The organism is Nonomuraea harbinensis, from assembly GCF_019396385.1.
Classification (GTDB): Bacteria; Actinomycetota; Actinomycetes; order Streptosporangiales; family Streptosporangiaceae; genus Nonomuraea; species Nonomuraea ferruginea.
Window position 1 is genome coordinate 181,972 of record NZ_JAHKRN010000009.1, and the last position, 22,502, is coordinate 204,473.

The following is a 22,502-nucleotide window of genomic DNA, read 5'->3' on the forward strand; positions in this document are numbered from 1 at the left end:
CTCAAAGGTGACGGTAAGCGGGCAGACCGGAGCGGTCAAGGCCCGAAACCACCTCGTTACGCCGCCCAAGGCGAGCGGTACGGAGCATCAAGGGTAAGAATGTTGACTATCGAGAGGCCGGTCAGGCAATGACGAGGAAGTCGGGCCCATCAGCGGACCGGCGCAGCCGGCCGACGGCGCGGAAGAAACGACTCCCGTGCGGATAGCGGGTCTGCAACCAGCCGTCGGACCGGGTGATGCCCGCTTCCTTGAGGTCGTGCCGGATGCGGTCCGCGAGCATCGCGGCGACGGCCGGGCCGTGGCTCGTGCGGGTGATCTGGAACTCGGTGAACCTGCACGAGTCGGGCGCCGGCTGCTGGAACTGGACCTCCACCGCGCCGAGCACGTCGCCGGCGGTCACCTCGCCGAGCGGTCGCCTGCTGTGGTGCCAACGGTAGAACTTCCAGAACCGCTCGTCGTCCATCGGCCCCGCCTCGCGCACCCGTACCCGGCCGTCCTCTTCCATCACGGCGATGTAGAGCACGCGGTTGTCAGAGCACGGCTTGTCTCTGAAGTGGTGGCGCGAGCAGAGAGGATCCCAGTGGTAGGCGAACCACATCAGCGACGCGGCGAGATCGGGATGGCCGCCGGCCCACCGGTCGTCGAAGAAGAACCACTGCTCACGTGTCTCGCCCCATTCCGCGATGAGCATTTGGACCACATGCTCGTCCACGTGGATGACCGTGCCTTCGCGGCCGCGGGCGGTCCGGATCAGCTCCAGCGCCGCCGCGTGGGAGCTGAGGTCGGCGAGGTAGTCGTCCGGCGGCTCGGCATAGCCGGGCCATCGGTTGCAGCGCTCCAGCGCCGCCGCGATGCCGTCCTCGTCCGGCGCGATCAGCGACCGTAACACCATCAGTTCCAGCGGCCATTCGCCGGTGGTGCCGAGCGAGCGCAGCGCGGCGGCGAACTCCGGGAGCCGGACGCCCCGGAAGGCGTAGGTGTCGTCCCGTCCGATGCTGAAGTGCCTCGCCCTGCAGGTGAGCAGGACCGCGTAGACGGTGCCCGTCCCGGACGATCCGGCCAGGTCGACGGTCTTCCACGGTGGTGTGAACCCGCCGGCGGGGGTGTTCACGGTCGCGGGCAGCGGCCCGTCGTGCACGGCGTAGGACCAGAGGCCGGGGCTGGCCGCCACGGCGGAGTCGTCGACGAGGTAGTACGCCACCTCATACCAAAGGGAGTCGGCGAGCACGCGCACGCTGTGGGCGTCGACGTTGCACTGCTGGAGTTCCGACACCCCGGTCCGGGCCAGGGTGCGCAGCTCCTCCATGTTGCGCGGCCGTGCGCCGCCTCTGAAGAGGGCCGCGAGATCCCAGATCCCCGTGCCCAGTTCGCGCTCGAACCACTCGTACGTGTCCCCGGCGGTGGCGTCCTCCCACACGTCATGGACCCACTCCAGCACCGTCGGCTGGGGCATCCGCCACACGCGCTTGCCGAGAACGCCCTGGTCCCATGAGCGGTAGATCAGGTACACGGTGGCCTGCCCTGGAGATCGCCGGAAAGGCGATCTTAACCGTGCGGGTAGTCGCCGGCCGCTTCCTGGAACGCCGGGGGATCTCCACGCGGGCGTATCAAGATCGGCAGGAGGCGTTTCTGGACCCGGCCCGGCGGCTCGGCGAGGATGAGGCCATGGCGGAGAAGCGATCAGCACGGCCGAAAGGTGGCCCGGACTGGACGGCCGTGAGCGCTATGGCGACCGCGGCTGCCGCCGTGGTCGCCCTGGTCGCGTACCTGATGCCGCAGCCCCCGCAGCCCGGCCCGGAACCCACCCCCTCGGCCGCGCAGTCGTCACCGGATCCCGCGCCCACCTCGCCCGCACCGCAGACCTCGAGCCCTCCGCCCGAGCCCAGCACCCCCGAATCCAGCACCCCCGAATCCCGCACTCCCGAATCCCGCACTCCCGAACCGCCGGTGCCGAGCTCCACCCCGGTGGCCGAGGATCCCCCCGCAACGCTGCCAGCGGTCCGGCCCGCCGGCTGCGACGAAACGGAGACGGCGCTGGCCACATACCGCCGGGACGCCGGGACCACCCGCGCAGGCCAGGCAGCCGCGGCCCGCCAGGCCTACCAGGACCTGATGGGCGCGGGCCTCGACGCGCAAGGAGCGGTGGGAGCGACCATCCGCCGGCTGGCAGACGAGTTCCAGGAGCTGAACTTCCGCCTGACCGGTATGACGGGCGGCGATCCCAACCAGGTGATCGCGGACATCAACGCGGACTTCGCCGACCTCAGGAGACTGTGCTGACCTGACGGCAGGTCGCAGCCCGCACTGGCCGTTCGCGGAGAACGCCTCCGGCATCACTACCGGAAGCACTCTCCCTTCTGAGGGCTATGGCTGAGGACGTTGGATGCCGTGGTGATCGAGCAGCAGGCCCACGCCGTATTCGAGGCGGACCATCCGCTCGTCCATGCCGGTCAGTCGTTCGTCCATGGCGGCGAGCCGATTCGTATGCTCCGCCTGAACCGCTTTGATCTCGGCGAGGTCCCGGCCGGTTTGGAAAGCCCAAGACTCCAAGGCGCTCACACGCTCCTCCGTGCTCTTGGTGCTCAAGTCGATCTCCCTTACCGTGGGGGCAGGGACCTGGCTGATGACCGCAGTCAGGTCCCGGCTGTCGTCAAGGTTAGTCGGTGCCTGGCTGGTCGCCGAGAGACCACGAGGCGGCAGTCCGGTGCGGTCGCTCGGCAACCGTCGCCGGGCACCTGAGGTAATGAACACTTTACCCAACGTGACGACAAGCTCGGGCGCGTCACCGCCTGCTGCGCCGCTTGGCGGTATACGGCAGGACGAACAGGTACAGGCCGGTGGGCAGGAGCAGGGCAAGGGGCAGGAGCGGCAGGTAGTAGATCCACTCGGCCGGCCCCTCCTGCCCCGCGACGGCGATGGCGACGACGGTGACGACGACGGTCACCGTGAAGGTCATGGACAGCCAGCGGTGCGCCCGCCGGACCCACGTGTTCCCGTTCATGGCTCTCCTTGCGAGACGAGCGACCCCGCTCCGGTGAGCGGGGACATCCATGACGATCACGCTAGGCGCGGCGCGGCGGCCGGCGCTTCTCCGTTCCTGACCGTTCAGCTGGGGCGCGCGGGCGGCTCAGGGGGCGAGGATACGGCGGAGCCAGCGCATCCGGGGCACACCGGCGTCCTGGGAGATCGCGGCGTGCGGGACGATGCCTTCGAAGCCGTGGAACCCGCCCGGCCAGACGTGCAGCTCGGCCTGGCCGCCGGCCTGCCAGATGCGGGTGGCGTAGGCGACGTCCTCGTCGCGGAAGGTCTCGGCCGAGCCGACGTCGATGAACGCCGGGGGCAGCCCCGACAGGTCGGTGGCCCGGGCCGGGGCCGCGTAGGGGGAGACGTCGGGGCCGCCGCGCCGGTCGCCGAGCAGGGCGGTCCAGCCGATCTCGTTGGCCGCGTGGTCCCAGATGCCGAGACCGGCCATCTGCAGGGACGAGGGGGTGTCGTTGCGGTCGTCCAGCATCGGGCACATCAGCATCTGCCCCACCAGGGCCGGGCCCTCGCGGTCGCGGGCCAGCAGGGCCACGGCCGCCGCGAGCCCGCCGCCCGCGCTGCCGCCGGCCACGAGGATGCGGGCCGGGTCGATGCCCAGCTCGGCGGCGTGCTCGGCGGTCCACACCAGACCCGCGTAGCAGTCTTCCACCGGGGCCGGGTGCGGGTGCTCGGGCGCGAGCCGGTACTCGACCGACACGAGCACCAGACGCAGCTCCTGCGCCACGTCCAGCAGCGAGTCCAGGCCGACGAGCCGGTTCCCGCCGATCATGCCGCCGCCGTGGATGTTGTAGATGGCCGCCAGCGGAGTGGTGGCGCCGGTGGGGCGGCAGATGAGCAGGGTGACGTCGGGCGCTCCGGCCGGGCCGGGCACCTCGCGCTCCTCCACGTCGAACGCCCCGTCGCGACTGAGCTGCTCGGCGGTGGGCACCGGCATCAGGGCCGAGTTCGCGCGCAGCGCGGGGATCTCGTCCAGCGACGTGAGCGGGGGCATGTGCTGCTGGATCAGGGTCAGGGCCGCGCCGAGTTCGGGGTCGAACGGCACCGGCGCGGCCGGCCGGGCGGGGGACTCGTCGATGCTCATCGGAGAACCTTTCGGTCGGACGTCGCGGCCGACTTGCCGCTGGGACCATGGTGGCCACGGCCGGGCCGGTGGATCGACCGCCAGATGGCGGGCCTTACCCGCCACTCGGCGGGTTTACCCGGCGACCCCGCCGATCGGCGGGCCTGCCCGGCTCGGGGTGGCGGGCCAGCCGCCGGAGTGCGAACGCGAGCTGCAGGCGCAGGCGGCCCTGCGGGGTGCGTACGTCCCAGCCCAGCAGGTGCTCGGCGTGGGCCATCCGTTCCTGCAGGGTGGAGTGGTGGATGGTCAGCTCCGTGGCGGCCGCGCGCAGGCTCTGGGCGTAGGCGACGGCGTGGAGGGTGGCGAGAGTCCAGGGCGCCGCCGACCCGGCCCGCTCCAGGGCGAGGACGTCGGGGACCGCCTCGCCGTCCGGGCGGGCCGCGGCGGCGAGCACCATCAGCCCGCCCAGCTCGTCCGCGAACACCACGCGAGGGCCGGGATCCTGGGCGGATCCCTCGGCCGCCAGGCGCAGCGCGACGCGGGCCAGCCGCCACGACTCGGGAAGCTCCGGCACGGGCACGGCGGGGCCGACCCCCTGGCGCTTCTCGCCGGGCCGGTCAGTGATGATCACCGGGTCACGCTCGATCCGGGCCCGCCCGCCCTCCTCCGCGACCGCGCGGACCCGTACGTCACCTGCCAGGTTGAGCCGCCGAGCGGCGATCAGCCGGGCCTGCGGCGGCGCGGCCGCGTCCAAGAGCAGCTCGACCAGGGCGGGATCCTCACCCGGCCGGGCGGGCGCGCGGCCCCAGGTGCGGTCGAGCACGTCGCGCGCCGCGGCGGCGGCCCGTTCGAGCACGATGGCGTCGACGGGCCCCGCTCGTCCGGGACGCTCCAGCCGGAGCGCCGCCGCTCCGCTGCCCACGTGGTGGGCGGGCCAGCCCGGGTCGGGCGCGGTCCGGGCGTCCTCGCGCTCGCCGTCGGCCCTTACGCGGATCCGCAGGTGGCGGTCGGGGTCGGAGAGGCAGGCGGGGCAACCGGCCAGCATGGCGGCGCCGCGCACGATCGCCTCCAGACCGGCATGGGCCTGGACGAGACGGTCGAAGTAGGCGATGACCCGCACCGCGGCCCCGGCCTCGGTGTCGAGCGCCGACACCCGGCCCACCAGCTCTCTCATCCCCTCAGCCTAGGTGAGCCGGACCACAGCGGTAGCGATCCGTGACGACCCGCTCTCACCCGGTCCCACACAGACCGGGCCACAGCTTGCCGGGAACGAGCCGGATCGTCCCGAGATTGCGCTAGTGTGCGGCGATGATCGCCAAGCCGCCCGGATGGCCCTTTGTGATCGTGTGGTCCACCTTGGCCCTAGTGATCATGTACTGGGCGAGCGTGCCCTTCTGGTACGGGGTCGAGATGCTCCTGGCGGTCGTCCTCGTCGGTCTTCCTCTGATGGTCTACTGGGCGCTGCGGTTCGCCCTGGCGGCTGACAGAGGCGGGGTCACCGGCCGGGCCGGACGCTGCCTGGCGCCCTGGTTGATCACCTGGGCGACCGTGGTCGCGCTGGCCTACAACGCCCCTTTCGCGCTGCGGTTCTCGCTGTCGGCGCCGGCCCTGGGCGCCTACGCGGAGAGGATCATGGAACGAGGGCCGATCCACTACGAGTCCTGCGAGTGGGCGGGGCTGTACCGGGTGTGCGGTGGAGGAGCCGAGCACGGAAGCCTGGACGGCGTGCCGGTCCCTGGCAGCGCCGGCTTCACGACGACGGAATGGGCCATCTACAGCAACACCGGCTTCGCCTGGCATCCAGGAGCCGTCCCGCAGGAAACCGCCGACGACATCTACGTGCGCATCGTGGGCGACTGGTACGGCTCCCGCGGCTGGGACGGGTGGTGATCACCTCAGGGCGGCGGCCTCCGAGGCGAGCTTCTCGACGCGGGACCAGTCGCCGGCGGACAGGGCGTCGGCCGGGGTGAGCCAGGTGCCGCCGACGCAGCCGACGTTCGGCAGGGCGAGGTAGTCGGGGGCGGTGGCGGGGCGGATGCCGCCCGTCGGGCAGAAGCGGACGTCCGGCAGCGGGCCCTGGAGGGACTTCAGGTACGCGACGCCGCCCGCCGCCTCGGCCGGGAAGAACTTCAGCTCCTTGATGCCCCGCTCCGCCAGCGCCATCGCCTCCGAGGCGGTGGCGGCGCCCGGCAGGTAGGGCAGGCCACTGGACTCCATCGCCTCCACGAGCGACAGCGTCGTGCCGGGGGACACGAGGAAGCCCGCTCCCGCCTCCAGGGCGGCCGCGATGTCCTCCGAGCGGCGGATCGTGCCCGCGCCGACCTTGGCCTCGGGGACCTCGGCGGAGATCCGGGCGATGGCCTCCAGCGCGTGGGCCGTACGGAGCGTCACCTCGATCACGGGCAGGCCGCCGGCCACCAGCGCCCGCGCCATCGGCACGGCGGTCTCCACGTCGTCGATCACCACGACGGGGATCACGGGGGCGAGGTCGAGCAGGCTCATCGGGAACTCCTCAGGTACGGAAAACGCCCGGGACGCGGCGAGGCGCCCGGCGCACGGTGGTCGATCGGGACGGGCCACGCCGGCCGCCAGGCCCGCCACCGCGTGGGCCGGTGGGTGGCGTGGGCGGTCATCGGGCCGCCGGCGCGTGCTGGGTGAGCCAGGCGGCGGCGCCCGTCAGGGCGGGCTGCGGCGCGACGATGAGCGAGGTGCCGATCTCCGCCAGGTATGCGGACATGTCGGGATTAGCGGCGAACCTGGCGCGGAAGTTGCTGGCGCACACGCGTTCCACGATACGGGGAAGGACGCCTCCGCCCAGGTAGACACCACCCCGCGCGCCGAGAGTCAGCGCGACGTTCCCGGCGAAGCTCCCCAGCATCCCGCAGAACACCTCCACCGTCTCCGCGCACAGCGGGTCGCCGAGCCGCGCCACGATCTCCGAAGCGGCCAGGGACGGCGCCGCGACGCCGTTGACCCGGGCCAGCGCCCGGTGCAGGCGGGCCAGGCCGGGCCCCGACAGCACGTGCTCGGCCACCACCTGGTCCAGGCCCTCCGCACGGAGCGCGCGGACGATCTCCAGCTCCCTGTCGTCGGCCGCGGGCACCGTGACGTGACCGCCCTCGCCGGGGATCGGCACCCAGCCGTGATCGGTCGGCACCAGCCCGCCCACGCCGAGCCCGGTCCCGGGGCCGAGCACCGCCTTCACCCCGTACGAAGGCTCGGGGCCGCCCAGCGGCACCAGCTCGTCCGCGCGCAGGTGCGGCAGCGACACGGCCAGCGCCTCGAAGTCGTTGAGCAGTTTCACGTACGGGACGTCCAGGTCTCGCGTGGACCCGGCCCAGGGCGAGTTCGTCAGCCGGTAGCGGTCCCCGTCGATCGGCCCGGCCACGGCCAGGCACGCCGCACCCGGCCGCACCCCGCCCGCATGCTCGGAGAGATAGGCGGCCACGGCGTCGGGCAGCGTCGGGTAGACGGCCCCGGACAGCACCGCCACGTGTGACGGCGCGGCTCCTGGCGCCGTGACGAGACCGAACCGGGCGTTCGTCCCCCCGATGTCGGCGACCAGCCACGGCAGCTCCGGCGCCCTCATCGCGACCGTCCGGCGCGTGCCGAACAGCCGCAGGGCCGGGAGAAGCGCATGCCCCGCGAGAGCATGAGGCTCCCGCCGCCGAAGGCCCGGAGGACGGACCCGGCCAGGCGGTCGCCGCCGTGGATGCTTTCCGAAGGGTGGTGGCCGGGCGCGGCCGGGAGTTTCCCGCCGCGGGAGATGCCCTCCGAGGGCCGAAGGGCGGGCGTGCCCTCGGAGGGAGACCAGGAAGGAGTCACCGGGAGGCTCCCGAGGGAGCGGGCAGCGGGATGCCCGTCTCCAGGTGGGAGGCGCCCGACTCGGCGGGGAACGCCAGCCCGGGGCCGTGGTGCGGCGACTCGGCGCCGCTGACGCCGAAGATGCCGGCCCCCTGCTCAGCGTGGCCCGCCATGCGGCGGAAGGTGGCGAACAGCTCGCGGCCGGTGCCGACCCATTCGGCGTCGCTGAGCGCGCGGCCCGCGGGGGTACGGCGGGCCAGCTCCTCGACCGGCACGAGCAGCTCCAGGGTGCCCCCGGCCGAGTCGAGGCGGACCACGTCGCCGTCGCGGACCAGCGCGATCGGCCCGCCGTCCGCCGCCTCGGGCGACAGGTGGATGGCGGCGGGCACCTTGCCGGAGGCACCCGACATGCGGCCGTCGGTGACGATCGCCACCCGCTGCCCCCGGTCCAGCAGCACCGCCAGCGGCGGCGTGAGCTTGTGCAGCTCCGGCATGCCGTTGGCGCTCGGCCCCTGGTAGCGGATGACCGCGACGAAGTCCTGCCCGTCCAGCTCGCCCGCCTCGAAGGCGCGCAGCAGGTCGAGCTGGTCGTCGAAGACCTTCGCCGGCGCCTCGATCACCAGGTGCTCCGGCTTGACCGCCGACACCTTGCTCACGGCCGTGCCCAGGTTGCCGGAGAGCACGTGGATGCCGCCGTCGGCCGCGAACGGGTCCGACACCGGGCGCAGCACGTCCAGGTCGGAGCTGCCGATGACCGGCTCCCACGCCAGCTCGCCGTCACGCAGCTCCGGCGCCGACCGGTAGCGGTCCAGGCCGGGCCCGGCCACGGTCATCACGTCGGCGTGCAGCAGGCCCGCGTCCAGCAGCTCGCCGATCAGCACCTGCATGCCGCCCGCCTCGCGGAAGTGGTTCACGTCCGCCTGGCCGTTCGGGTAGATCCTGGTGAGCGACGGCACCACCTTGGACAGGCACGACAGGTCATCCCAGGTCAGCACGATCCCGGCGGCGGCCGCCATGGCCACCAGGTGCAGCGTGTGGTTGGTGGAGCCGCCCGTGGCCAGCAGCGCCACGCACGCGTTCACGATCGCCTTCTCGTCGACCAGCTCGCCGATCGGCGTGTACTCGGCGCCGTGCGCGGTGATCTCGACCGCGCGGCGGCCCGCCGCCGCCGTCAGCGCGTGCCGCAGCTCGGTGTGCGGGTTGACGAACGTCGAGCCCGGCAGGTGCAGGCCCATGACCTCCATCAGCGCCTGGTTGGAGTTGGCGGTGCCGTAGAAGGTGCACGTGCCGGGGGAGTGGTAGGACTTCGCCTCGGCGTCCAGCAGCTCGCCCCTGCCGAGCTTGCCCTCGGCGAAGAGCTGGCGGGTGCGGGCCTTGACCTTGTTCGGCAGGCCCGACGTCATCGGCCCGGCCGGCACGAAGATCGCGGGCAGGTGGCCGAAGTGCAGCGCGCCGATCAGCAGGCCCGGCACGATCTTGTCGCAGACGCCCAGCAGCAGGCTCGCGTCGAACATGTCGTGCGACAGCGCGATGGCCGTCGACATCGCGATCACGTCGCGGCTGTAGAGGGACAGCTCCATGCCGGCCCTGCCCTGCGTGATGCCGTCGCACATGGCGGGCACGCCGCCCGCCACCTGGGCCACGCCCCCGGCCGCGCGCACCGCCGCCTTCAGCTCCGGCGGGTACGTCTCGTACGGCTGATGGGCGGAGAGCATGTCGTTGTAGCTGGTGACGATCGCCACGCCCGGCTTGGCCGTGCCGCGCAGGGCGGGCTTGTCGGAGTCGGGCGCGGCGGCGAAGCCGTGCGCGAGGTTCGCGCAGCCCAGGTGCGCGCGGGCCGGGCCCTTCGCGCGGGCGTTCTCGCCGTCGCGGCGGATCCTGGCCAGGTACGCGGCCCGGCTGGTCGCGCTGCGTCCGGCGATGCGGTCGGTGATCCGCTGGATGACGGGGTGCATGGAAGTCATAGAAGTCACGCCTCCTCCTCGTGCCAGGCGCGGCCACTGCGGCCGAGGAGCTCGTGCGCGCCTGCGGGGCCGGTCGTCCCGGCGGGATACGGTTCGGGCAGTTCGGGGGAGGAGCGCCAGGCGTCCAGGATCGGGTCGATCCACCGCCACGCGGCCTCCACCTCGTCACGGCGCATGAAGAGCGTCGGGTTGCCGGCCAGCACGTCGCTCAGCAGCCGCTCGTACGCCTCGGGAACGCGGGCGGGGAACGTCTCGCCGAAGTTCAGGCTGAGCGGCACCGGCTTGAGCGACACCTCGCCCGCGCCCGGCTCCTTGGCCATGATGTGCAGCTCGATGCCCTCCTCCGGCTGCAGCCGCAGCACCAGGCGGTTCGGCGAGCCGCCGGGGAAGATGGAGTGCGGCACGTCCTTGAACTGCACCACGATCTCCGAGCGCCGGTTCGGCAGCCGCTTGCCGGTGCGCAGGTAGAACGGCACCCCGGCCCAGCGCCAGTTGCGGATCTCGGCGCGGATCGCGGTGAACGTCTCCACCCGCTCCGACGACTCGGTCGGCGGCGTCGAGCCGGGCTCCTCCAGGTAGCCGGCCATGCCGTCGGCGGCGGTGTACTGGCCGCGCACGGTGAAGCGGCCGACCTCGCCGCCGGTGATCGGGCGCAGCGCCTGCAGCACCTTCACCTTCTCGTCGCGGATCGCCTCGCGGTCGTTGCGCGCGGGCGGCTCCATCGCGGTCAGCGTCAGCAGCTGCAGCAGGTGGTTCTGCACCATGTCGCGGAGCGCGCCGGCGTGGTCGTAGTAGCCGCGCCGGCCGGGCGTGCCGACGGTCTCGGCGGCGGTGATCTGTACGTGGTCGATCCAGAGGGAGTTCCAGATCGGCTCCAGGAACGCGTTGGCGAAGCGGAGCACGAGCAGGTTCTGCACCGTCTCCTTGCCCAGGTAGTGGTCGATGCGGAAGATCTGGTGCTCGTCGAAGATGGCGCCGACCTCGTCGTTGATCCGCTGGGCGCTCGGCAGGTCGTGGCCGAGCGGCTTCTCCAGCACCACCCGGGAGCGCGGGGTCACCAGGCCCGCCCGGTCCACCTCCCGGCAGAACGGGCCGAACGTCCTGGGCGGGCTCGCCAGGTAGAACACGCGGTCGCGGTCCTCGGCCAGCGTCGCGCGCAGCGCGTCCCAGCCGGTGCGGTCCTGCCCGCCCACGTCCACCGTCAGATGGTGCAGGCGGCCCAGGAAGCGCTGCCACATGGCGTGGTCGTCGACCGGCACCACGTCGCGTACCTGGGCGTCCACCTTGCCGCGGAAGTCCGCGTCCGTCAGCCCGCCCCTGGACAGGGCGATGACGCGCGTCTCCGGCGAGAGCCGGCCGTCCCTGTCGCTGTGGTACAGCGCGGGGAGCAGCTTGCGCATGGACAGGTCACCCGTACCGCCGAAGACCACCAGGTCGGCGGTGTGGGCGGCCGGGGAGGGCGAGAGCGGGGACACGAACACGACTCCGATGATCTACCAATGCGGGGACAGAACGGACACTAGCTAGGGTTTCGGTCCTACACAAGCACAGTTTTGCTATTTGAGATGAAAAAGTAGCGACTTTTCATGACACAACTAGGTGTGGTTCACTTAGCCGATGTCTCGACGTACCGCAGCCACCCTCGCCACCAGCGGTGACGTACTGCAGCTGATCCGCACCGGTACGGCCGTGACGCGGACCGACATCGGCCGGGTCACCGGCCTGTCCCGCCCCGCTGTGCAGCTCCGCGTCGACGAGCTGCTGGAACGCGGCCTGGTCGTCGAGCGCGCGGACGCTCCCTCGACCGGCGGGCGCCCGCCGGTGCGGCTGGAGTTCAACGCGTCCGGCGGCGTCGTCCTGGTCGCGGCGCTGGGCGCGAGCCGCACCCGCGTGTCCATCTGCGACCTGAGCGCCCGCGAGCTCGCCGGGCAGGACTTCGCGATCGACGTCGAGCAGGGCCCCGACGTGGTGCTGCCCCTCGTCATGGACACCTGGGACGAACTGCTCGGCGACCGGCCCCGCTCCATGGTCAAGGGCGTCGGGATGGGCATGCCCGCCACCGTCGAGTTCGCCGAGGGCCGCACCGAGAGCGCCAGGGTGATGGCGTCCTGGACGGGCGTGGTGATCCCGCCGCTGGTCCGGGCCCGCTTCCCGGTGCCCGTGCTGGTCGACAACGACGTGAACGTGCTGGCCATCGGCGAGCACCGGGGCGCCTACCCCGACCTGGACGACCTGATGTTCATCAAGGTGTCCACCCGGATCGGCGCCGGCATCATCGCCGGCGGCGGCATCCTGCGCGGCGCGCTCGGCGCGGCCGGCGAGATCGGCCACATCCCGGTACGCGACGGCGGCGGCGTGCTGTGCCGGTGCGGCAACGTCGACTGCGTCGACTCCGTCGCCAGCGGCACCGCGCTCCTGCGTGACCTGCGCGCCGCCGGCAAGGACGTCAAGAACATCGCCGACGTGACCCGCCTCGTGCGGGCCGGTGACGCCGAGACGATGGCGACCGTGCGCGAGGCAGGGCGCCGGATCGGCGAGGTCGTGGCCGGGGCGGTCAACATACTCAACCCGTCGGTCGTGGTGCTCGGCGGCGACATGGCGGAGGCGTTCGGGCCGCTGGTGTCCAGCATCCGCGAGGTCGTCTACCGCCGCTCCACCGCGCTGGCCACCAGACGGCTGCGCATCGAGCCGAGCCGGCTGGGTCCGGCCGCCGGCATCAGCGGCTGCGCCGTCATGGTCCTCGACCACGTCCTCTCACCCGAGGCCGTCGACGAGTCCCTCGCCACCCGCCGCCCCCTGCACCCCACGAAACCCCTCTGACGACCCCCGATCCACCAGGGCGTCGCACGCGTCAGGGAGAGAATCTCTTCGGGGACTCTCGGGCTGGGCGTCGCACGTGCGGGGGAGAGGGAACCTTCGTGGGAACCCCTTCAGGCTGGGCGCCGCAGGCTGGATCTTTCTCCCGTCGGGAGAGACCCCTCAGGAAGTCCCTCAGGCTGGGCGTCGCACGTGTCGGGGAGGGAAACCTTCGTGGGAACCCCCTCAGGCTGGGCGCCGCACGCGTCGCAGAGAGAAACCTCTGTGGGGACTCCGGGCTGGGCGCCGCAGGCGTCGGGGAGGGAACCTTCGGGGGACCCCCGGCTGGGCGCCGCAGGCTCGATCTCTCTGGTGTCGGGGGGAGAAAACCTTTTGGGAACCCCCTCGGGCTGGGCGCCGTCGTGCGTGCCTTTGGCCCGCTCAGCTCGCCGTAGTGCCGGGTTGGGGAGGAGGGCTCTCCTGGGTGCTCAGCGGTGGCCGGGGATGCGGTTGGGGCGCGTGAGGCGCTTCTTCGTCTTGGTCTTGGTGGCCGTCGGGGTCGGGCGGGTGCCCGGGGCGGGGTGGGCCGTGGTGAGGGCCGGGCCGGCGGGGGCGAGGGCGCCCGCCCGGCTTTCCCTGTCCGTACGGGAGGACGGGGTGGCAAGGGAGGTCTCGCCCGGGGACGGCGCCACCGAGGACGGTGCGGACGACGGCGAGGGGCGGGGGGAGCTCTGGGCGGTGGGCCGGTCAGGGGTGCCCGTGGGGGACGGGCGCGCGTCACGGCGGGGCATCGACAGGTGACGCGGGTCGGCCCGGCCGGACGCCGACTCGATCGCCCCTCGCGGCTCGGCGAGACCCGGCACGCCCGGCTGGGGCATGCTGGCGGTGGAGAGCGACGTGCCCGGCGACCCGGCGGCGGCCAGGACGCCGGCGAGGACGAGCATGAGGGTGCCGGTCAGCGTGCCGGCGATCTGCAGGATCCGCCCGCGCCGTTCGGTCTCTCTCACAGAGGCAGATGATAGTCAGCCCTGGCGGTGCTCGAACGGCGAAGCGGAGAATCGTGATCAAGAAGGGCGTCCCGGTTCAGGCCGCCGGGTGGTGGCCGCAGGTGCAGAGCAGGCCGTTCAGCGCCGCCTCCAGGTCGCTCCCGCTGCTCGTGGGCGCCGGGAAGAGGAAGCGGACGAGCGAGCCGTCCGCCCGCACCGTGACCCCCCGGCTGTCCAGCTCCCACAGCCACACCTCCCCGGCGGGCCTGCCGAGATGCCGGGACACCCCGTTGGCCAGCTGCTCCCGGTGCGCGGCGTTGACGTGCGCCAGCACCCGCTCGGCCGGTTCGGCGAGCGGGTCGGGCTCGGCGTCCAGGTAGTCGTCGGCGTCCAGCACCCCGGACTCCTGCCCGGTCAGGTACACCACCTGGGCCACGTCCACCCGCAGCAGCCGGGGCGCGTCCGGCCGCCCGTAGCGCTCCAGGGCGTCGAACAGCGCCTCGTCGGCCGTGTTCGCCGCCACCGTGACCGCCGCCGCCCGCGCCTCGCCCGCCGGCACCGGCTGCGCCCAGCCCTGCACCTCCATGAGCCCGCGCGGGTGCTCGTCGTCCCCGAGCCTGCGCATCGCCGCCAGGTTGACCGCCACCACGGCGTCCTCGTGCAGCCGGTGCAGCCCGTGCAGCGGCTCGCCGGGCAGCGCCAGCAGCACCGGCCTGCCCCGTTCGTCGACCCCGCCCCTGGCGCGGGCAGGGACGCCGTCGACGGTCAGCTTGACCACCGAGGCGGTCGCGGCGAGAGTGCGGATCCGCTGTGGGATGGGCAGCATGGCGCCTCCTTGGCGTGTAGGTTAGCCTTACCTAAGTAAGCATTACCTAAGCACAATGAGGTGAACGTGCGCTACACCGGTCCCAAGGTGCGCCTGTCGCGCCGCGCGGGAGTGCCGCTGACCAGGAAAGCCGTCCGCTACTTCGAGCAGCGCCCGTACCCCCCGGGCGAGCACGGCCGCAAGACCAATCGCCGCAACACCGGCGACTACGGGGTCCGCCTGCTGGAGAAGCAGAAGCTGCGCTGGTACTACGACGTGTCGGAGCGGCAGCTGCGCCGCTACTGGGACCTGGCCGAGCGCCGGCCGGGGGCCTCCGGCGCCGAGCTGGTCTCCATCCTGGAGTCCCGGCTGGCCTCGCTGGTGATGCGCTCCGGGCTCGCGCCGTCGATCTACGCCGCCCGCCAGTACGTGGCGCACGGGCACATCGCGGTGGACGGCCGCAAGGTGGACATCCCCAGCTACCTGGTCAAGCCCGGCCAGGTCGTGTCGGTGCGGGAGCGGTCGCGCCGGATGCAGCCGTTCGTGGCCGCGGCCGAGGGGATCCACGCGGACGAGCGCACCGCCCCGTACCTGAGCGTGGACCTGCCCGCGCTGACCTTCACCCTGCTGGCCGTCCCGATGCGGGAGCAGGTGCCCGTGCCCGTGGACGAGCTGCTCGTGGTCGAGTTCTACTCCCGCTGACCCTCGCTGCGCGCGCGTGCCCGGCGGGCCGTCAGGCGCTGGTGCGCTTCTTGGCCCGCGGGGTGACGCGGCGCAGTGCCGCCACCTCCTTGCGCAGCTCCGCCAGCTCGTCCAGGATGCGCTGGGTCGAGGCGGCCGACAGGTCCTCCATCTCGGCCCGCTCCTCCTTCGCCTCCTCGTCCATGGCGCTCACCACCACCGCCATGAACAGGTTGAGCACCACGAACGTGCAGAGCAGTATGAAGATCGTGAAGAAGATCCAGGCCGACGGGTGGACCTCCATCACCTCACGCGCGATGTTGCCCCAGTCGTCGCCCGTCATCGTCTGGAACAGCGTGAACAACGACGTCGGCAGGCTGCCGAAGCGCTCCGGCGCCGTCTGCCCGTACAGCTTGGTGGCCAGCACCGCGGCCACGTAGAGCACCAGCGACAGCAGTACCACGATCGAGCTCATCCCCGGCATCGCGCGCAGCAGGGCCGAGACCACCTTGCGCAGGCTCGGCACCGCCGACAGCAGGCGCAGCGCGCGCAGGATGCGCAGCGAGCGCAGCACCGACAGGCTGCTCGCCGTGGCGGGCGCCACCGCGATCAGGACGATCACCGTGTCGAAGATGTTCCACGGGTCGCGGTGGAACCGTGAACGCTGCACGTAGACCTTGGCCGCCAGCTCGACCACGAAGATCGCCAGCGCGAGCTGGTCCAGCAGGGCCAGCAGGTCGCCGTAGCGGGACGCCACGGAGGGGACGGTCTCCAGACCGAGGACCGCGGCGTTGACCAGGATCACGGCGACGATGAACCGCTGGAAGTGCCGGTGCGCCAGGACGGCGCCGAGGCGTTCACGCACGGGGGAGGGCTCCTCCTCGAAAGGGATGGATTGCCCGACTATTTTGGAGTAAAAGGATCACTGCTCCGGTATCAGCCGGAAGACCCGCAGCTCCCGCCCGGACCTGGCCGTGTAGCGCTCGTAGAACGGCGAGCCCGCCACCAGCCCCGGCCACACCGCGGCCCGCTCGTCACCGGTCAGCAGGCGCGCGCTCACCGGGATCTCGCGCCCCTGGAAGGACACGGCCGCCTCCGGGCGGGCCAGCAGATTGGCCGTCCACGCGGGGTGGCGCTCGGCGCCGAAGTTGCTGCCCACGACCAGCAGCGAGCCGCCGGGCTCGCGGACGCAGGCCAGCCGGGTGCGGCGCGGCTCCCCGGACCGGGCGCCGGTGGTCATCAGGACCAGGGAGCGGTCGCCGCCGACCGGCTTGCCGCCGGACATCTTGTCGATCAGCCGCTCGACCTTCGGCACCATCCTCGGGCCGGCTCGCATGAACCACTCGGTACCGGCCAGCCACTGGAACGTGCCCTTGATCATTCAAGCAGTGTACAAGCGGCTGGCAATGAGGCTGCTGTGGTATAAAACCCACCTGATTGCCTGACAACCGAGGGGTCAAGTCACCCATGTCCTATCCCCACTACGGCCCCGGCTACTACGGCCCGCCACCGCAGACGCACCCCAACGGGACGACCATCCTGGTGATGGGCATCCTCAGCCTGGTCATCTGCCAGATCCTCGGGCCGTTCGCCTGGAACATGGGCACCAAGGCGCTGCGGGAGATCGACGCCAGCGGTTACGTGTACGAGAACCGCGGCATGGTGCAGGCCGGCCGGATCTGCGGCATCGTCAGCACCTGCATCATGGGCGGGATCATCCTCATCTACGGGGTGTTCATCGTGTTCGCCATCGTCATGGCGTCGGTCAGCTAGCGCCGCACGGCGTAGTCCGACAGCAGCCGGGCCGTGGTGAGGATCTGGGCGGCCACCAGCCGCGGGGCCAGATCGTCGGCGTCCGCGTCGAGCTCGTCGGCCAGCGCCTCCGCGAGCGCCTCCTCCCGCTGCTGATGGATCTCCCGCATCCGGGCCAGCAGTGACGGGCTCTCGCCCACCATCTTGGCGAACACGTCGGCCCCGTCCTGCAGGCCGTACTGCCACCCCCGGGTCTCGACCGCCGCCACGAAGTCGCGGCGGAACGCCCGCACCGCGCTCTCGCCCTTCTCCCGCGCGCGCAGCACCTCCACCGGCAGGCTCTCGACGAACTCCTGCCGGTCGGCGAACAGGTCCTCTTTCGTGCGGAAGTAGTTGAACACCGTGTTCACCGACACGTCGGCGGCCCGCGCCACCTCGGCCACGGTCACGTTGTCGAACCCGCGCGCCGGGCGAGTCGTTTTGGAGGCGATGAAGTGATCGAGACATCAGGTCTGAGCAAGACCTTCACCGGCGGCACCGGCGGCGTCGAAGCCGTCAGGAACGTGACCATGTCCGTGCGGAGCGGCGAGATCGTCGGCTTCCTCGGCCCGAACGGCGCGGGCAAGACCACGACCATGCGCATGCTGACCACCCTGCTACCGCCCACCGGGGGCACCGCGACCGTGGCCGCGTGCTCACCAACGTGGTCACGCTGGTGGTCCAGGTCGTGCTGCTGGTCGCGGTCGGCTACGCCTTCGGGCTGCGCGCCCCCGCCGCGGGGTTGCCGGCCGGGCTCGCGCTGATCGTGGTGCTCGGCACCAGCATGGCCGCGCTCTCGTACGCGATCGCGCTCACCATGGACGAGCAGCTGTTCGCGCCCGCGATGAGCACCGCGGTGATCCCGCTGGCGCTGCTGTCGGGGTCGTTCCTGCCGATGTCGATGGCCCCCGGCTGGCTCGACGCGCTCTCGTACGTCAGCCCGTTCCGATATGCGGTGGAGGCGCTGCGCGAGCTGTTCGCCGGCCACTACCTGACGGGCACGGTGCTGGCCGGAGTGGTGGTGACGGCGCTGTTCGCCGTGGCCGGCCTGGCGGTCGGCACCCGCGTGTTCAACCGCCAGGCCGCGTAGCGACGGCTCAGGCCGCGCTCCTGGCCCGCCGCCCCAGCGCGGCCAGGATCGCGGCCGGGTCCACGATGCCGTAGCCGTAGTCGTAGTCGAAGCCCACCGTGCTGCGGTCCTCGGCGGTGCGGCGCAGCAGGGCGCGCAGCTGGGCCGGCGACAGCCGTGAGGCGGGCCAGCGCGTCCGCACCGCCGCCACCAGCCCGGCCGCGACCGGGGCCGCCGCCGACGTGCCGGAGTCGGGTTCGTCGCCGTACGCGCCGGAGCCGGCGAAGTGCGTGTACGCGCACACGTCCGGCTTGCGCTCGGCCAGCCGCCCCGGGCCCTGCGAGGAGTAGCCGACGCGCTCGCCGCGCACGTTCACCCCGCCGATCGAGAGCACCCGCGGATGGGAGTTGGCGCCGGTGATCGGCCGCTCGGGGAAGGCGCAGCGCCCGTCGGGGCAGTCGCGCCCGCAGTTGCCCGCCGCGAACAGGATGTCCGCGCCCGCCTGGTCGAGGCTTGCCACCATCAGGTTGAACGGGTGCGCCCCGTTGTCGGAGTAGTTGCCCGGATGCCCCACCGGGAAGTCCCACTCCGGGGAGAAAGACCCCCACGAGTTGTTGACCACCAGTGCCCGCGACTCCTCGGGCTGGGCGTCGAGCACGCCGCGCAGGTGCGCGAACGCGGCCACCGCGTCGGACAGCAGCCCGTCCATGACCGAGCCGCCCGGCCGGGTGGAGCGCAGCAGCGGCAGGTCGAGCAGGGTCGCCGCCGGAGCGCCGATGAGCGCGTCGAAGGCGCACATCGTGCCGTGGTCGACAGGGAACTCCCCGGGCGTGCCCGGCACGGTCGGCGGCAGCCAGCTCCGCCCGGCGTCGAGGCACACGTCGCGCCCCAGCTTGCCGCTCAGGTGGTCCAGGTTGACGCCGGTGTCGACCACGGCCACGTGCACGTCGGACCCGTCGAGGCCCTCGGCGCGCATCCGGGGCCCGTCCAGCAGCCGCTCCACGTCACGCCAGGTGCCGGCCGGTGGGTCGCCGCCACACGTCGGGCAGGTCTCGATGACCGGGTCGGAGAACACGCCCACCACGTCGGGACGCAGCCCGGGCAGCAGCGAGACCCTGGTGGCCACCTCGTCGTCGGAGATCGTGCCGCGGACCAGCACGGAGGCGTCCGTTGCGGCCATCGAGAACCGCAGCGGCTGGTTGAGCGAGAGCGGATCGCCGCCCGTGGCGGGCACCGGGCGCGGCAGCGCCACAGGCGCGAACCCGGTGTCGAGGTCGACACCGGGCAGGCCGTCCGCGACGTCAGCCGTGGTCACGGCGCGGCCGGGGTCGGCCACGGCCGCGACGAGGTCAGGGGAGGGGCGGAGTTGGATGAGGACCCGCATGATCACCACCGAGCGTGTATGGATGGAGCGACCCCCTTACCGTGCGTCATCGCGCCGTCGCCGTCCAGGGTTTTGCCAAGCCTGTGACCTGCGGAAACGCCGCAAAATGCGACGAATGGGACGACATCCTCGCGTAATCGTGAGGCTTCCGTGCGGGCGATCTGTTGACTAGGTTGAGTCACCATGACGCTTCAGGCGCGCAAGCCCGTCGAAAGCGGTGGCACGGGCGGACACTGGCTGGCGGTGCGGCCCCGGCTGATCCTCGCCAGCGCGTTCATGCTCTTCCTGGAGCTGGCGCTGATCCGCTGGACCGGCTCCAACATCGTGCACCTGAGCTACTTCACCAACTTCGTGCTGCTCGGCTCGTTCCTCGGCATCGGGCTCGGGTTCCTGCGCGTCGGCCGCACCACCGCCCAGCCCTACTACTCGCCGGTCGTGCTGTTCGGGCTGGTCATGGTGGTGCTGGCGTTCCCGGTGACGGTCGACCGCGACACCGACGGGGTGCTCTACTGGACGAGCCTGTCCACCGTCGGGCCGCCCGCCTGGATCAGCCTGCCCATCGTCTTCTGCGCCGCCGCGCTCGTCCTCATGGGCCCCGCCGAGCTGGTCGGGCGCTGCTTCCCCGAGCTGCCCCGGCTGGAGGCCTACCGCTACGACCTCATCGGCAGCCTGACCGGCATCGCGGTGTTCACCGGGCTGTCGTTCCTCAGCGCGCCGCCCGTCTTCTGGGGAATCCTCGCCGCCGCCGCGTACGCGGTGCTGCTCGTGCCCCGGCCCCGCGCCGCCTACATCGGGCTGGTGGCCGTCCCCTCGCTCGCCGTGGTCGGCCTGCTGCTGGCCGAGACGCTCACCGCCGGGGCGCTCTGGTCGCCGTACTACAAGGTGACCCACCGCCAGTTCGAGCAGCTCGGCGTGCCGGTGACCGACATCTCCGTCAACGGCATCCCCCACCAGCAGGCCGTGCCCGCCCACGCCCGGCTGCAGTGGGAGGCCCAGTACGGGCTGCCCTACGAGCGGGCCGCCGCCCGGCCCGACGACGTGCTCATCATCGGCGCGGGCAGCGGCACCGACGTCTCCATCGCGCTGTCCAAGGGCGCCCGCCACGTCGACGCCGTCGAGATCGACCCCAAGCTGCGCGAGCTCGGCGGCTCCACCCACCCGGACAAGCCGTACGACGATCCCCGCGTGACCACGCACGTCACCGACGGCCGCGCCTTCCTGGAACAGACCGATCGCTCGTACGACCTGATCCTGTTCGCGCTGCCCGACTCGCTCACGCTCGTGTCGGGGGCCAGCTCGCTGCGGCTGGAGAGCTACCTGTTCACCGAGGAGGCCATGCGGGCCGCCCGCGAGCGCCTCAAGCCCGGCGGCGCGTTCTCCATGTACAACTACTACCGCGAGAGCTGGCTGGTGGACCGGCTCGCCACCACCGCCCAGCGCGCCTTCGGCCACGCCCCCTGCGTGGACGTGGTCAGCACCACCGGCCAGCAGGCCGTCATCACCGCCGGGGCGACCCCCGAGGCGCAGCGCTGCGGCGCCCCCTGGGCGGGCGCGGCCGCCGGCACCCCACCGCCCGCCGACGACGACCGGCCCTTCCTCTACCTGAAGGACCGCACGATCCCGTCGCTCTACCTCGTCACGCTCGGCCTGATCCTCGCGGTCAGCCTCCTCGCCGTCCGCGTCGTGGCCGGCCCGTACCGCAGGATGCGCCCGTACGCCGACCTGTTCCTGCTCGGGGTGGCGTTCCTGCTGCTGGAGACCAAGAGCGTGACCGGGTTCGCGCTGCTGTTCGGCACCACCTGGGTGGTCAACGCCATCGTGTTCGCCGGGGTGCTCGTCGCCGTGCTCGCCGCCGTCGAGGTGACCCGCCGCTTCCGCACCCCGCCGCTGCCCGTCATGTACGGGGTGCTCTTCGCCGGACTGCTGCTGGCCTGGCTGGTGCCGAACGCGTGGCTGCTGTCGCTGCCCGTGCCGGTGCGCGCGGTGGCCGCCGTCATCGTCGCCTTCCTGCCGATCTTCGCCGCGAACGTGGTGTTCGCCAAGCGGTTCGCCGACACCGCCGACGCCACCACCTCCTTCGGCGCCAACCTGCTCGGCGCCATGGTCGGCGGCTGCCTGGAGTACCTGGCGCTGGTCATCGGCTATCAAGGGCTGCTCATCGTCGCCGGCGTGCTTTACCTCGGCGCGTTCCTGCTGTTGCCCCGGCGGGCGCTCGCGTAAGCCCCTGTTTGCCCGGCCATGTGAGGCTTTACCTGCGGTTTTGGAATGCCTGGGAAAGCCGTGCCGTTGTAACCAACATCTGAGCGCCCATCAATCTGACAGCGGCCGCTCCACTCCCAGCGCACCTCGCTCCGCAGCGTGTCCCGCAGAGGTGCTCACGTAGCTCTATGCGTACGAATGATCACTAAGTGTGCGCGACTCTGGAGGAACACCATGACGATCACCCGTACCCTGCGCAAGTTCGGCGCCACCGCGGCCCTGGCCGTCGCCACCACCGTGGCGGCTCCCGCCTTCACCGCCCCCGCCCAGGCCGCCGAGCTCCCGTACGGCCAGGACGTCTCCAACTACCAGCCCACCCACGACTGGGGTGCCAGCGGCGCCGACTTCGGCATCGTCAAGGCCACCGAGGGCCTGGACTTCAAGGACAAGACCTTCGCCCGCCACTGGAAGGAACTCGACAAGCACGAGGTCGTGCGCGGCGCCTACCACTTCGGGCACCCGAAGAACGACCCCGTCGCCGAGGCCGACTTCTTCCTGTCCGTAGTGAACAGCCAGCCCGCCGAGAAGGGCGACCTGCTCGCCCTCGACCTGGAGACCAGCGACGGCAAGTCGGTCGAGCACGTGAACAAGTGGGCCAAGACGTTCCTGGAGCGGGTCAAGGCCAAGACCGGCGTCACCCCGCTGTTCTACAGCGGCTACGCCTTCGCCGACCAGTACGGCAAGGGCCTGGGCGCGTACCCGCTGTGGGTCGCCCACTACGACAAGGCCAAGGGCACGGTCGCCACGCCGGCCGACTGGAAGTCCTGGACCATCCACCAGTACTCCGACGCGCCGGTCGACCAGAACGTCTCCGCGCTGAGCATCGACCAGCTGCGCGCCCTCGGCCGTAGCTGACCCCCG

Annotated in this window: 25 protein-coding genes; 9 read left to right on the top strand and 16 right to left on the bottom strand. The window is 72.0% G+C overall.

What is annotated here, in order from left to right; genetic code table 11:
- Window positions 1-121: 121 nt before the first annotated feature.
- Entirely contained in the window at window positions 122-1,510 is a 1,389-nt protein-coding gene (locus KME79_RS12615) for a hypothetical protein (RefSeq protein ID WP_219544579.1), read from the bottom strand.
- Window positions 1,511-1,725: 215 nt separating this feature from the next.
- On the opposite strand from KME79_RS12615, the gene KME79_RS12620 reads away from it, so the two are divergent.
- Window positions 1,726-2,280, top strand: a complete 555-nt coding sequence (locus tag KME79_RS12620; protein ID WP_219544580.1) for a hypothetical protein — start codon at window positions 1,726-1,728, stop codon at window positions 2,278-2,280.
- An 84-nt stretch (window positions 2,281-2,364) separates the two neighbouring features.
- On the opposite strand, the gene KME79_RS12625 is transcribed toward KME79_RS12620, so the two are convergent.
- The 4 genes from KME79_RS12625 to KME79_RS12640 all read right to left on the bottom strand — a co-directional run bounded on the left by KME79_RS12625 (window position 2,365) and on the right by KME79_RS12640 (window position 5,276).
- Window positions 2,365-2,586 (bottom strand): hypothetical protein, encoded by a 222-nt coding sequence (locus KME79_RS12625; protein ID WP_219544581.1) that lies wholly within the window; start codon window positions 2,584-2,586, stop codon window positions 2,365-2,367.
- A 196-nt stretch (window positions 2,587-2,782) separates the two neighbouring features.
- Entirely contained in the window at window positions 2,783-3,001 is a 219-nt protein-coding gene (locus KME79_RS12630; protein WP_219544582.1) for a hypothetical protein, read from the bottom strand.
- 126 nt (window positions 3,002-3,127) lie between these two features.
- Entirely contained in the window at window positions 3,128-4,123 is a 996-nt protein-coding gene (locus KME79_RS12635) for an alpha/beta hydrolase (RefSeq protein ID WP_219544583.1), read from the bottom strand.
- 94 nt (window positions 4,124-4,217) lie between these two features.
- The gene (locus KME79_RS12640) at window positions 4,218-5,276 is read right to left on the bottom strand and encodes a helix-turn-helix domain-containing protein (RefSeq protein WP_219544584.1); all 1,059 of its coding nucleotides are present in this window, start codon (window positions 5,274-5,276) and stop codon (window positions 4,218-4,220) included.
- 134 nt (window positions 5,277-5,410) lie between these two features.
- Here KME79_RS12640 and KME79_RS12645 point away from each other — a divergent pair, with 134 nt between their 5' ends.
- A complete protein-coding gene (locus tag KME79_RS12645) occupies window positions 5,411-5,992 on the top strand; it encodes a hypothetical protein (RefSeq protein WP_219544585.1) in 582 nt (193 codons plus the stop codon).
- Here the strand turns inward: KME79_RS12645 and eda are convergent, their stop codons facing one another.
- The 4 genes from eda to zwf all read right to left on the bottom strand — a co-directional run bounded on the left by eda (window position 5,993) and on the right by zwf (window position 11,351).
- Window positions 5,993-6,604, bottom strand: a complete 612-nt coding sequence (gene eda / locus KME79_RS12650; protein WP_219544586.1) for a bifunctional 4-hydroxy-2-oxoglutarate aldolase/2-dehydro-3-deoxy-phosphogluconate aldolase — start codon at window positions 6,602-6,604, stop codon at window positions 5,993-5,995. It abuts the gene before it with no gap.
- Window positions 6,605-6,731: 127 nt separating this feature from the next.
- Complete coding sequence (gene glk / locus KME79_RS12655) at window positions 6,732-7,691, bottom strand: glucokinase (RefSeq protein WP_219544587.1); 960 nt, start codon at window positions 7,689-7,691, stop codon at window positions 6,732-6,734.
- A 232-nt stretch (window positions 7,692-7,923) separates the two neighbouring features.
- Window positions 7,924-9,870 (bottom strand): phosphogluconate dehydratase, encoded by a 1,947-nt coding sequence (edd, locus tag KME79_RS12660; protein WP_219544636.1) that lies wholly within the window; start codon window positions 9,868-9,870, stop codon window positions 7,924-7,926.
- A gap of 5 nt (window positions 9,871-9,875) precedes the next feature.
- Window positions 9,876-11,351 (bottom strand): glucose-6-phosphate dehydrogenase, encoded by a 1,476-nt coding sequence (zwf, locus tag KME79_RS12665; RefSeq protein WP_271277664.1) that lies wholly within the window; start codon window positions 11,349-11,351, stop codon window positions 9,876-9,878.
- 136 nt (window positions 11,352-11,487) lie between these two features.
- On the opposite strand from zwf, the gene KME79_RS12670 reads away from it, so the two are divergent.
- Window positions 11,488-12,690 (top strand): ROK family transcriptional regulator, encoded by a 1,203-nt coding sequence (locus KME79_RS12670; protein WP_219544588.1) that lies wholly within the window; start codon window positions 11,488-11,490, stop codon window positions 12,688-12,690.
- A gap of 464 nt (window positions 12,691-13,154) precedes the next feature.
- Here the strand turns inward: KME79_RS12670 and KME79_RS12675 are convergent, their stop codons facing one another.
- Together KME79_RS12675 and KME79_RS12680 are read right to left on the bottom strand one after the other, a co-directional pair.
- Window positions 13,155-13,673 carry a hypothetical protein gene (locus tag KME79_RS12675; RefSeq protein ID WP_219544589.1) on the bottom strand — a complete coding sequence of 173 codons (519 nt, stop codon included), beginning with the start codon at window positions 13,671-13,673 and terminating at the stop codon, window positions 13,155-13,157.
- 76 nt (window positions 13,674-13,749) lie between these two features.
- Window positions 13,750-14,478, bottom strand: coding sequence for a DUF2470 domain-containing protein (locus tag KME79_RS12680; RefSeq protein WP_219544590.1), 729 nt, complete (start codon window positions 14,476-14,478; stop codon window positions 13,750-13,752).
- A gap of 66 nt (window positions 14,479-14,544) precedes the next feature.
- Between KME79_RS12680 and rpsD the strand changes: the two genes are divergently transcribed.
- Complete coding sequence (rpsD, locus tag KME79_RS12685) at window positions 14,545-15,159, top strand: 30S ribosomal protein S4 (protein WP_148032396.1); 615 nt, start codon at window positions 14,545-14,547, stop codon at window positions 15,157-15,159.
- Between the two features lie 31 nt (window positions 15,160-15,190).
- On the opposite strand, the gene KME79_RS12690 is transcribed toward rpsD, so the two are convergent.
- Together KME79_RS12690 and KME79_RS12695 are read right to left on the bottom strand one after the other, a co-directional pair.
- A complete protein-coding gene (locus tag KME79_RS12690) occupies window positions 15,191-16,003 on the bottom strand; it encodes an ion transporter (protein WP_219544591.1) in 813 nt (270 codons plus the stop codon).
- A 57-nt stretch (window positions 16,004-16,060) separates the two neighbouring features.
- A complete protein-coding gene (locus KME79_RS12695; protein WP_219544592.1) occupies window positions 16,061-16,519 on the bottom strand; it encodes a nitroreductase family deazaflavin-dependent oxidoreductase in 459 nt (152 codons plus the stop codon).
- 86 nt (window positions 16,520-16,605) lie between these two features.
- On the opposite strand from KME79_RS12695, the gene KME79_RS12700 reads away from it, so the two are divergent.
- Window positions 16,606-16,911: a DUF4190 domain-containing protein gene (locus KME79_RS12700; protein WP_148032393.1), complete on the top strand. Its 306-nt coding sequence runs from the start codon at window positions 16,606-16,608 to the stop codon at window positions 16,909-16,911.
- Here KME79_RS12700 and KME79_RS46915 read toward each other — a convergent pair.
- Together KME79_RS46915 and KME79_RS47410 are read right to left on the bottom strand one after the other, a co-directional pair.
- Window positions 16,908-17,339, bottom strand: coding sequence for a TetR/AcrR family transcriptional regulator (locus KME79_RS46915; protein ID WP_308248886.1), 432 nt, complete (start codon window positions 17,337-17,339; stop codon window positions 16,908-16,910). The genes KME79_RS12700 and KME79_RS46915 overlap by 4 nt on opposite strands.
- Window positions 17,336-17,533, bottom strand: a complete 198-nt coding sequence (locus tag KME79_RS47410; protein ID WP_372452423.1) for a hypothetical protein — start codon at window positions 17,531-17,533, stop codon at window positions 17,336-17,338. Before KME79_RS47410 ends, KME79_RS46915 begins: the two co-directional genes overlap by 4 nt.
- On the opposite strand from KME79_RS47410, the gene KME79_RS47415 reads away from it, so the two are divergent.
- Together KME79_RS47415 and KME79_RS12715 are read left to right on the top strand one after the other, a co-directional pair.
- Window positions 17,460-17,693 carry an ATP-binding cassette domain-containing protein gene (locus KME79_RS47415; protein ID WP_372452422.1) on the top strand — a complete coding sequence of 78 codons (234 nt, stop codon included), beginning with the start codon at window positions 17,460-17,462 and terminating at the stop codon, window positions 17,691-17,693. The genes KME79_RS47410 and KME79_RS47415 overlap by 74 nt on opposite strands.
- Window positions 17,582-18,019 (top strand): ABC transporter permease, encoded by a 438-nt coding sequence (locus KME79_RS12715; RefSeq protein WP_219544593.1) that lies wholly within the window; start codon window positions 17,582-17,584, stop codon window positions 18,017-18,019. Before KME79_RS47415 ends, KME79_RS12715 begins: the two co-directional genes overlap by 112 nt.
- 7 nt (window positions 18,020-18,026) lie before the next feature.
- Here KME79_RS12715 and KME79_RS12720 read toward each other — a convergent pair whose 3' ends face one another.
- Window positions 18,027-19,382, bottom strand: coding sequence for a S8 family serine peptidase (locus tag KME79_RS12720; RefSeq protein ID WP_219544594.1), 1,356 nt, complete (start codon window positions 19,380-19,382; stop codon window positions 18,027-18,029).
- 183 nt (window positions 19,383-19,565) lie between these two features.
- Here KME79_RS12720 and KME79_RS46255 point away from each other — a divergent pair, with 183 nt between their 5' ends.
- A complete protein-coding gene (locus KME79_RS46255) occupies window positions 19,566-21,602 on the top strand; it encodes a spermine/spermidine synthase domain-containing protein (RefSeq protein ID WP_219544595.1) in 2,037 nt (678 codons plus the stop codon).
- Window positions 21,603-21,815: 213 nt separating this feature from the next.
- Window positions 21,816-22,496 (top strand): glycoside hydrolase family 25 protein, encoded by a 681-nt coding sequence (locus tag KME79_RS12730; RefSeq protein ID WP_219544596.1) that lies wholly within the window; start codon window positions 21,816-21,818, stop codon window positions 22,494-22,496.
- Window positions 22,497-22,502 lie beyond the last annotated feature (6 nt).

What these genes read in the sequence shown, in the direction of transcription:
- KME79_RS12720 (WP_219544594.1), bottom strand. Translation starts at nt 19,382, where the DNA reads ATGCGGGTCCTCATCCAACTCCGCCCCTCCCCTGACCTCGTCGCGGCC.
- KME79_RS12680 (WP_219544590.1), bottom strand. Translation starts at nt 14,478, where the DNA reads ATGCTGCCCATCCCACAGCGGATCCGCACTCTCGCCGCGACCGCCTCG.
- KME79_RS12635 (WP_219544583.1), bottom strand. Translation starts at nt 4,123, where the DNA reads ATGAGCATCGACGAGTCCCCCGCCCGGCCGGCCGCGCCGGTGCCGTTC.
- eda (WP_219544586.1), bottom strand. Translation starts at nt 6,604, where the DNA reads ATGAGCCTGCTCGACCTCGCCCCCGTGATCCCCGTCGTGGTGATCGAC.
- glk (WP_219544587.1), bottom strand. Translation starts at nt 7,691, where the DNA reads ATGAGGGCGCCGGAGCTGCCGTGGCTGGTCGCCGACATCGGGGGGACG.
- KME79_RS47410 (WP_372452423.1), bottom strand. Translation starts at nt 17,533, where the DNA reads ATGCGCATGGTCGTGGTCTTGCCCGCGCCGTTCGGGCCGAGGAAGCCG.
- KME79_RS12670 (WP_219544588.1), top strand. Translation starts at nt 11,488, where the DNA reads ATGTCTCGACGTACCGCAGCCACCCTCGCCACCAGCGGTGACGTACTG.
- KME79_RS12730 (WP_219544596.1), top strand. Translation starts at nt 21,816, where the DNA reads ATGACGATCACCCGTACCCTGCGCAAGTTCGGCGCCACCGCGGCCCTG.
- KME79_RS47415 (WP_372452422.1), top strand. Translation starts at nt 17,460, where the DNA reads ATGTCCGTGCGGAGCGGCGAGATCGTCGGCTTCCTCGGCCCGAACGGC.
- KME79_RS12630 (WP_219544582.1), bottom strand. Translation starts at nt 3,001, where the DNA reads ATGAACGGGAACACGTGGGTCCGGCGGGCGCACCGCTGGCTGTCCATG.
- KME79_RS12695 (WP_219544592.1), bottom strand. Translation starts at nt 16,519, where the DNA reads ATGATCAAGGGCACGTTCCAGTGGCTGGCCGGTACCGAGTGGTTCATG.
- KME79_RS12640 (WP_219544584.1), bottom strand. Translation starts at nt 5,276, where the DNA reads ATGAGAGAGCTGGTGGGCCGGGTGTCGGCGCTCGACACCGAGGCCGGG.
- KME79_RS12620 (WP_219544580.1), top strand. Translation starts at nt 1,726, where the DNA reads ATGGCGACCGCGGCTGCCGCCGTGGTCGCCCTGGTCGCGTACCTGATG.
- KME79_RS12645 (WP_219544585.1), top strand. Translation starts at nt 5,411, where the DNA reads ATGATCGCCAAGCCGCCCGGATGGCCCTTTGTGATCGTGTGGTCCACC.
- edd (WP_219544636.1), bottom strand. Translation starts at nt 9,870, where the DNA reads ATGACTTCCATGCACCCCGTCATCCAGCGGATCACCGACCGCATCGCC.
- KME79_RS12700 (WP_148032393.1), top strand. Translation starts at nt 16,606, where the DNA reads ATGTCCTATCCCCACTACGGCCCCGGCTACTACGGCCCGCCACCGCAG.
- KME79_RS46255 (WP_219544595.1), top strand. Translation starts at nt 19,566, where the DNA reads ATGACGCTTCAGGCGCGCAAGCCCGTCGAAAGCGGTGGCACGGGCGGA.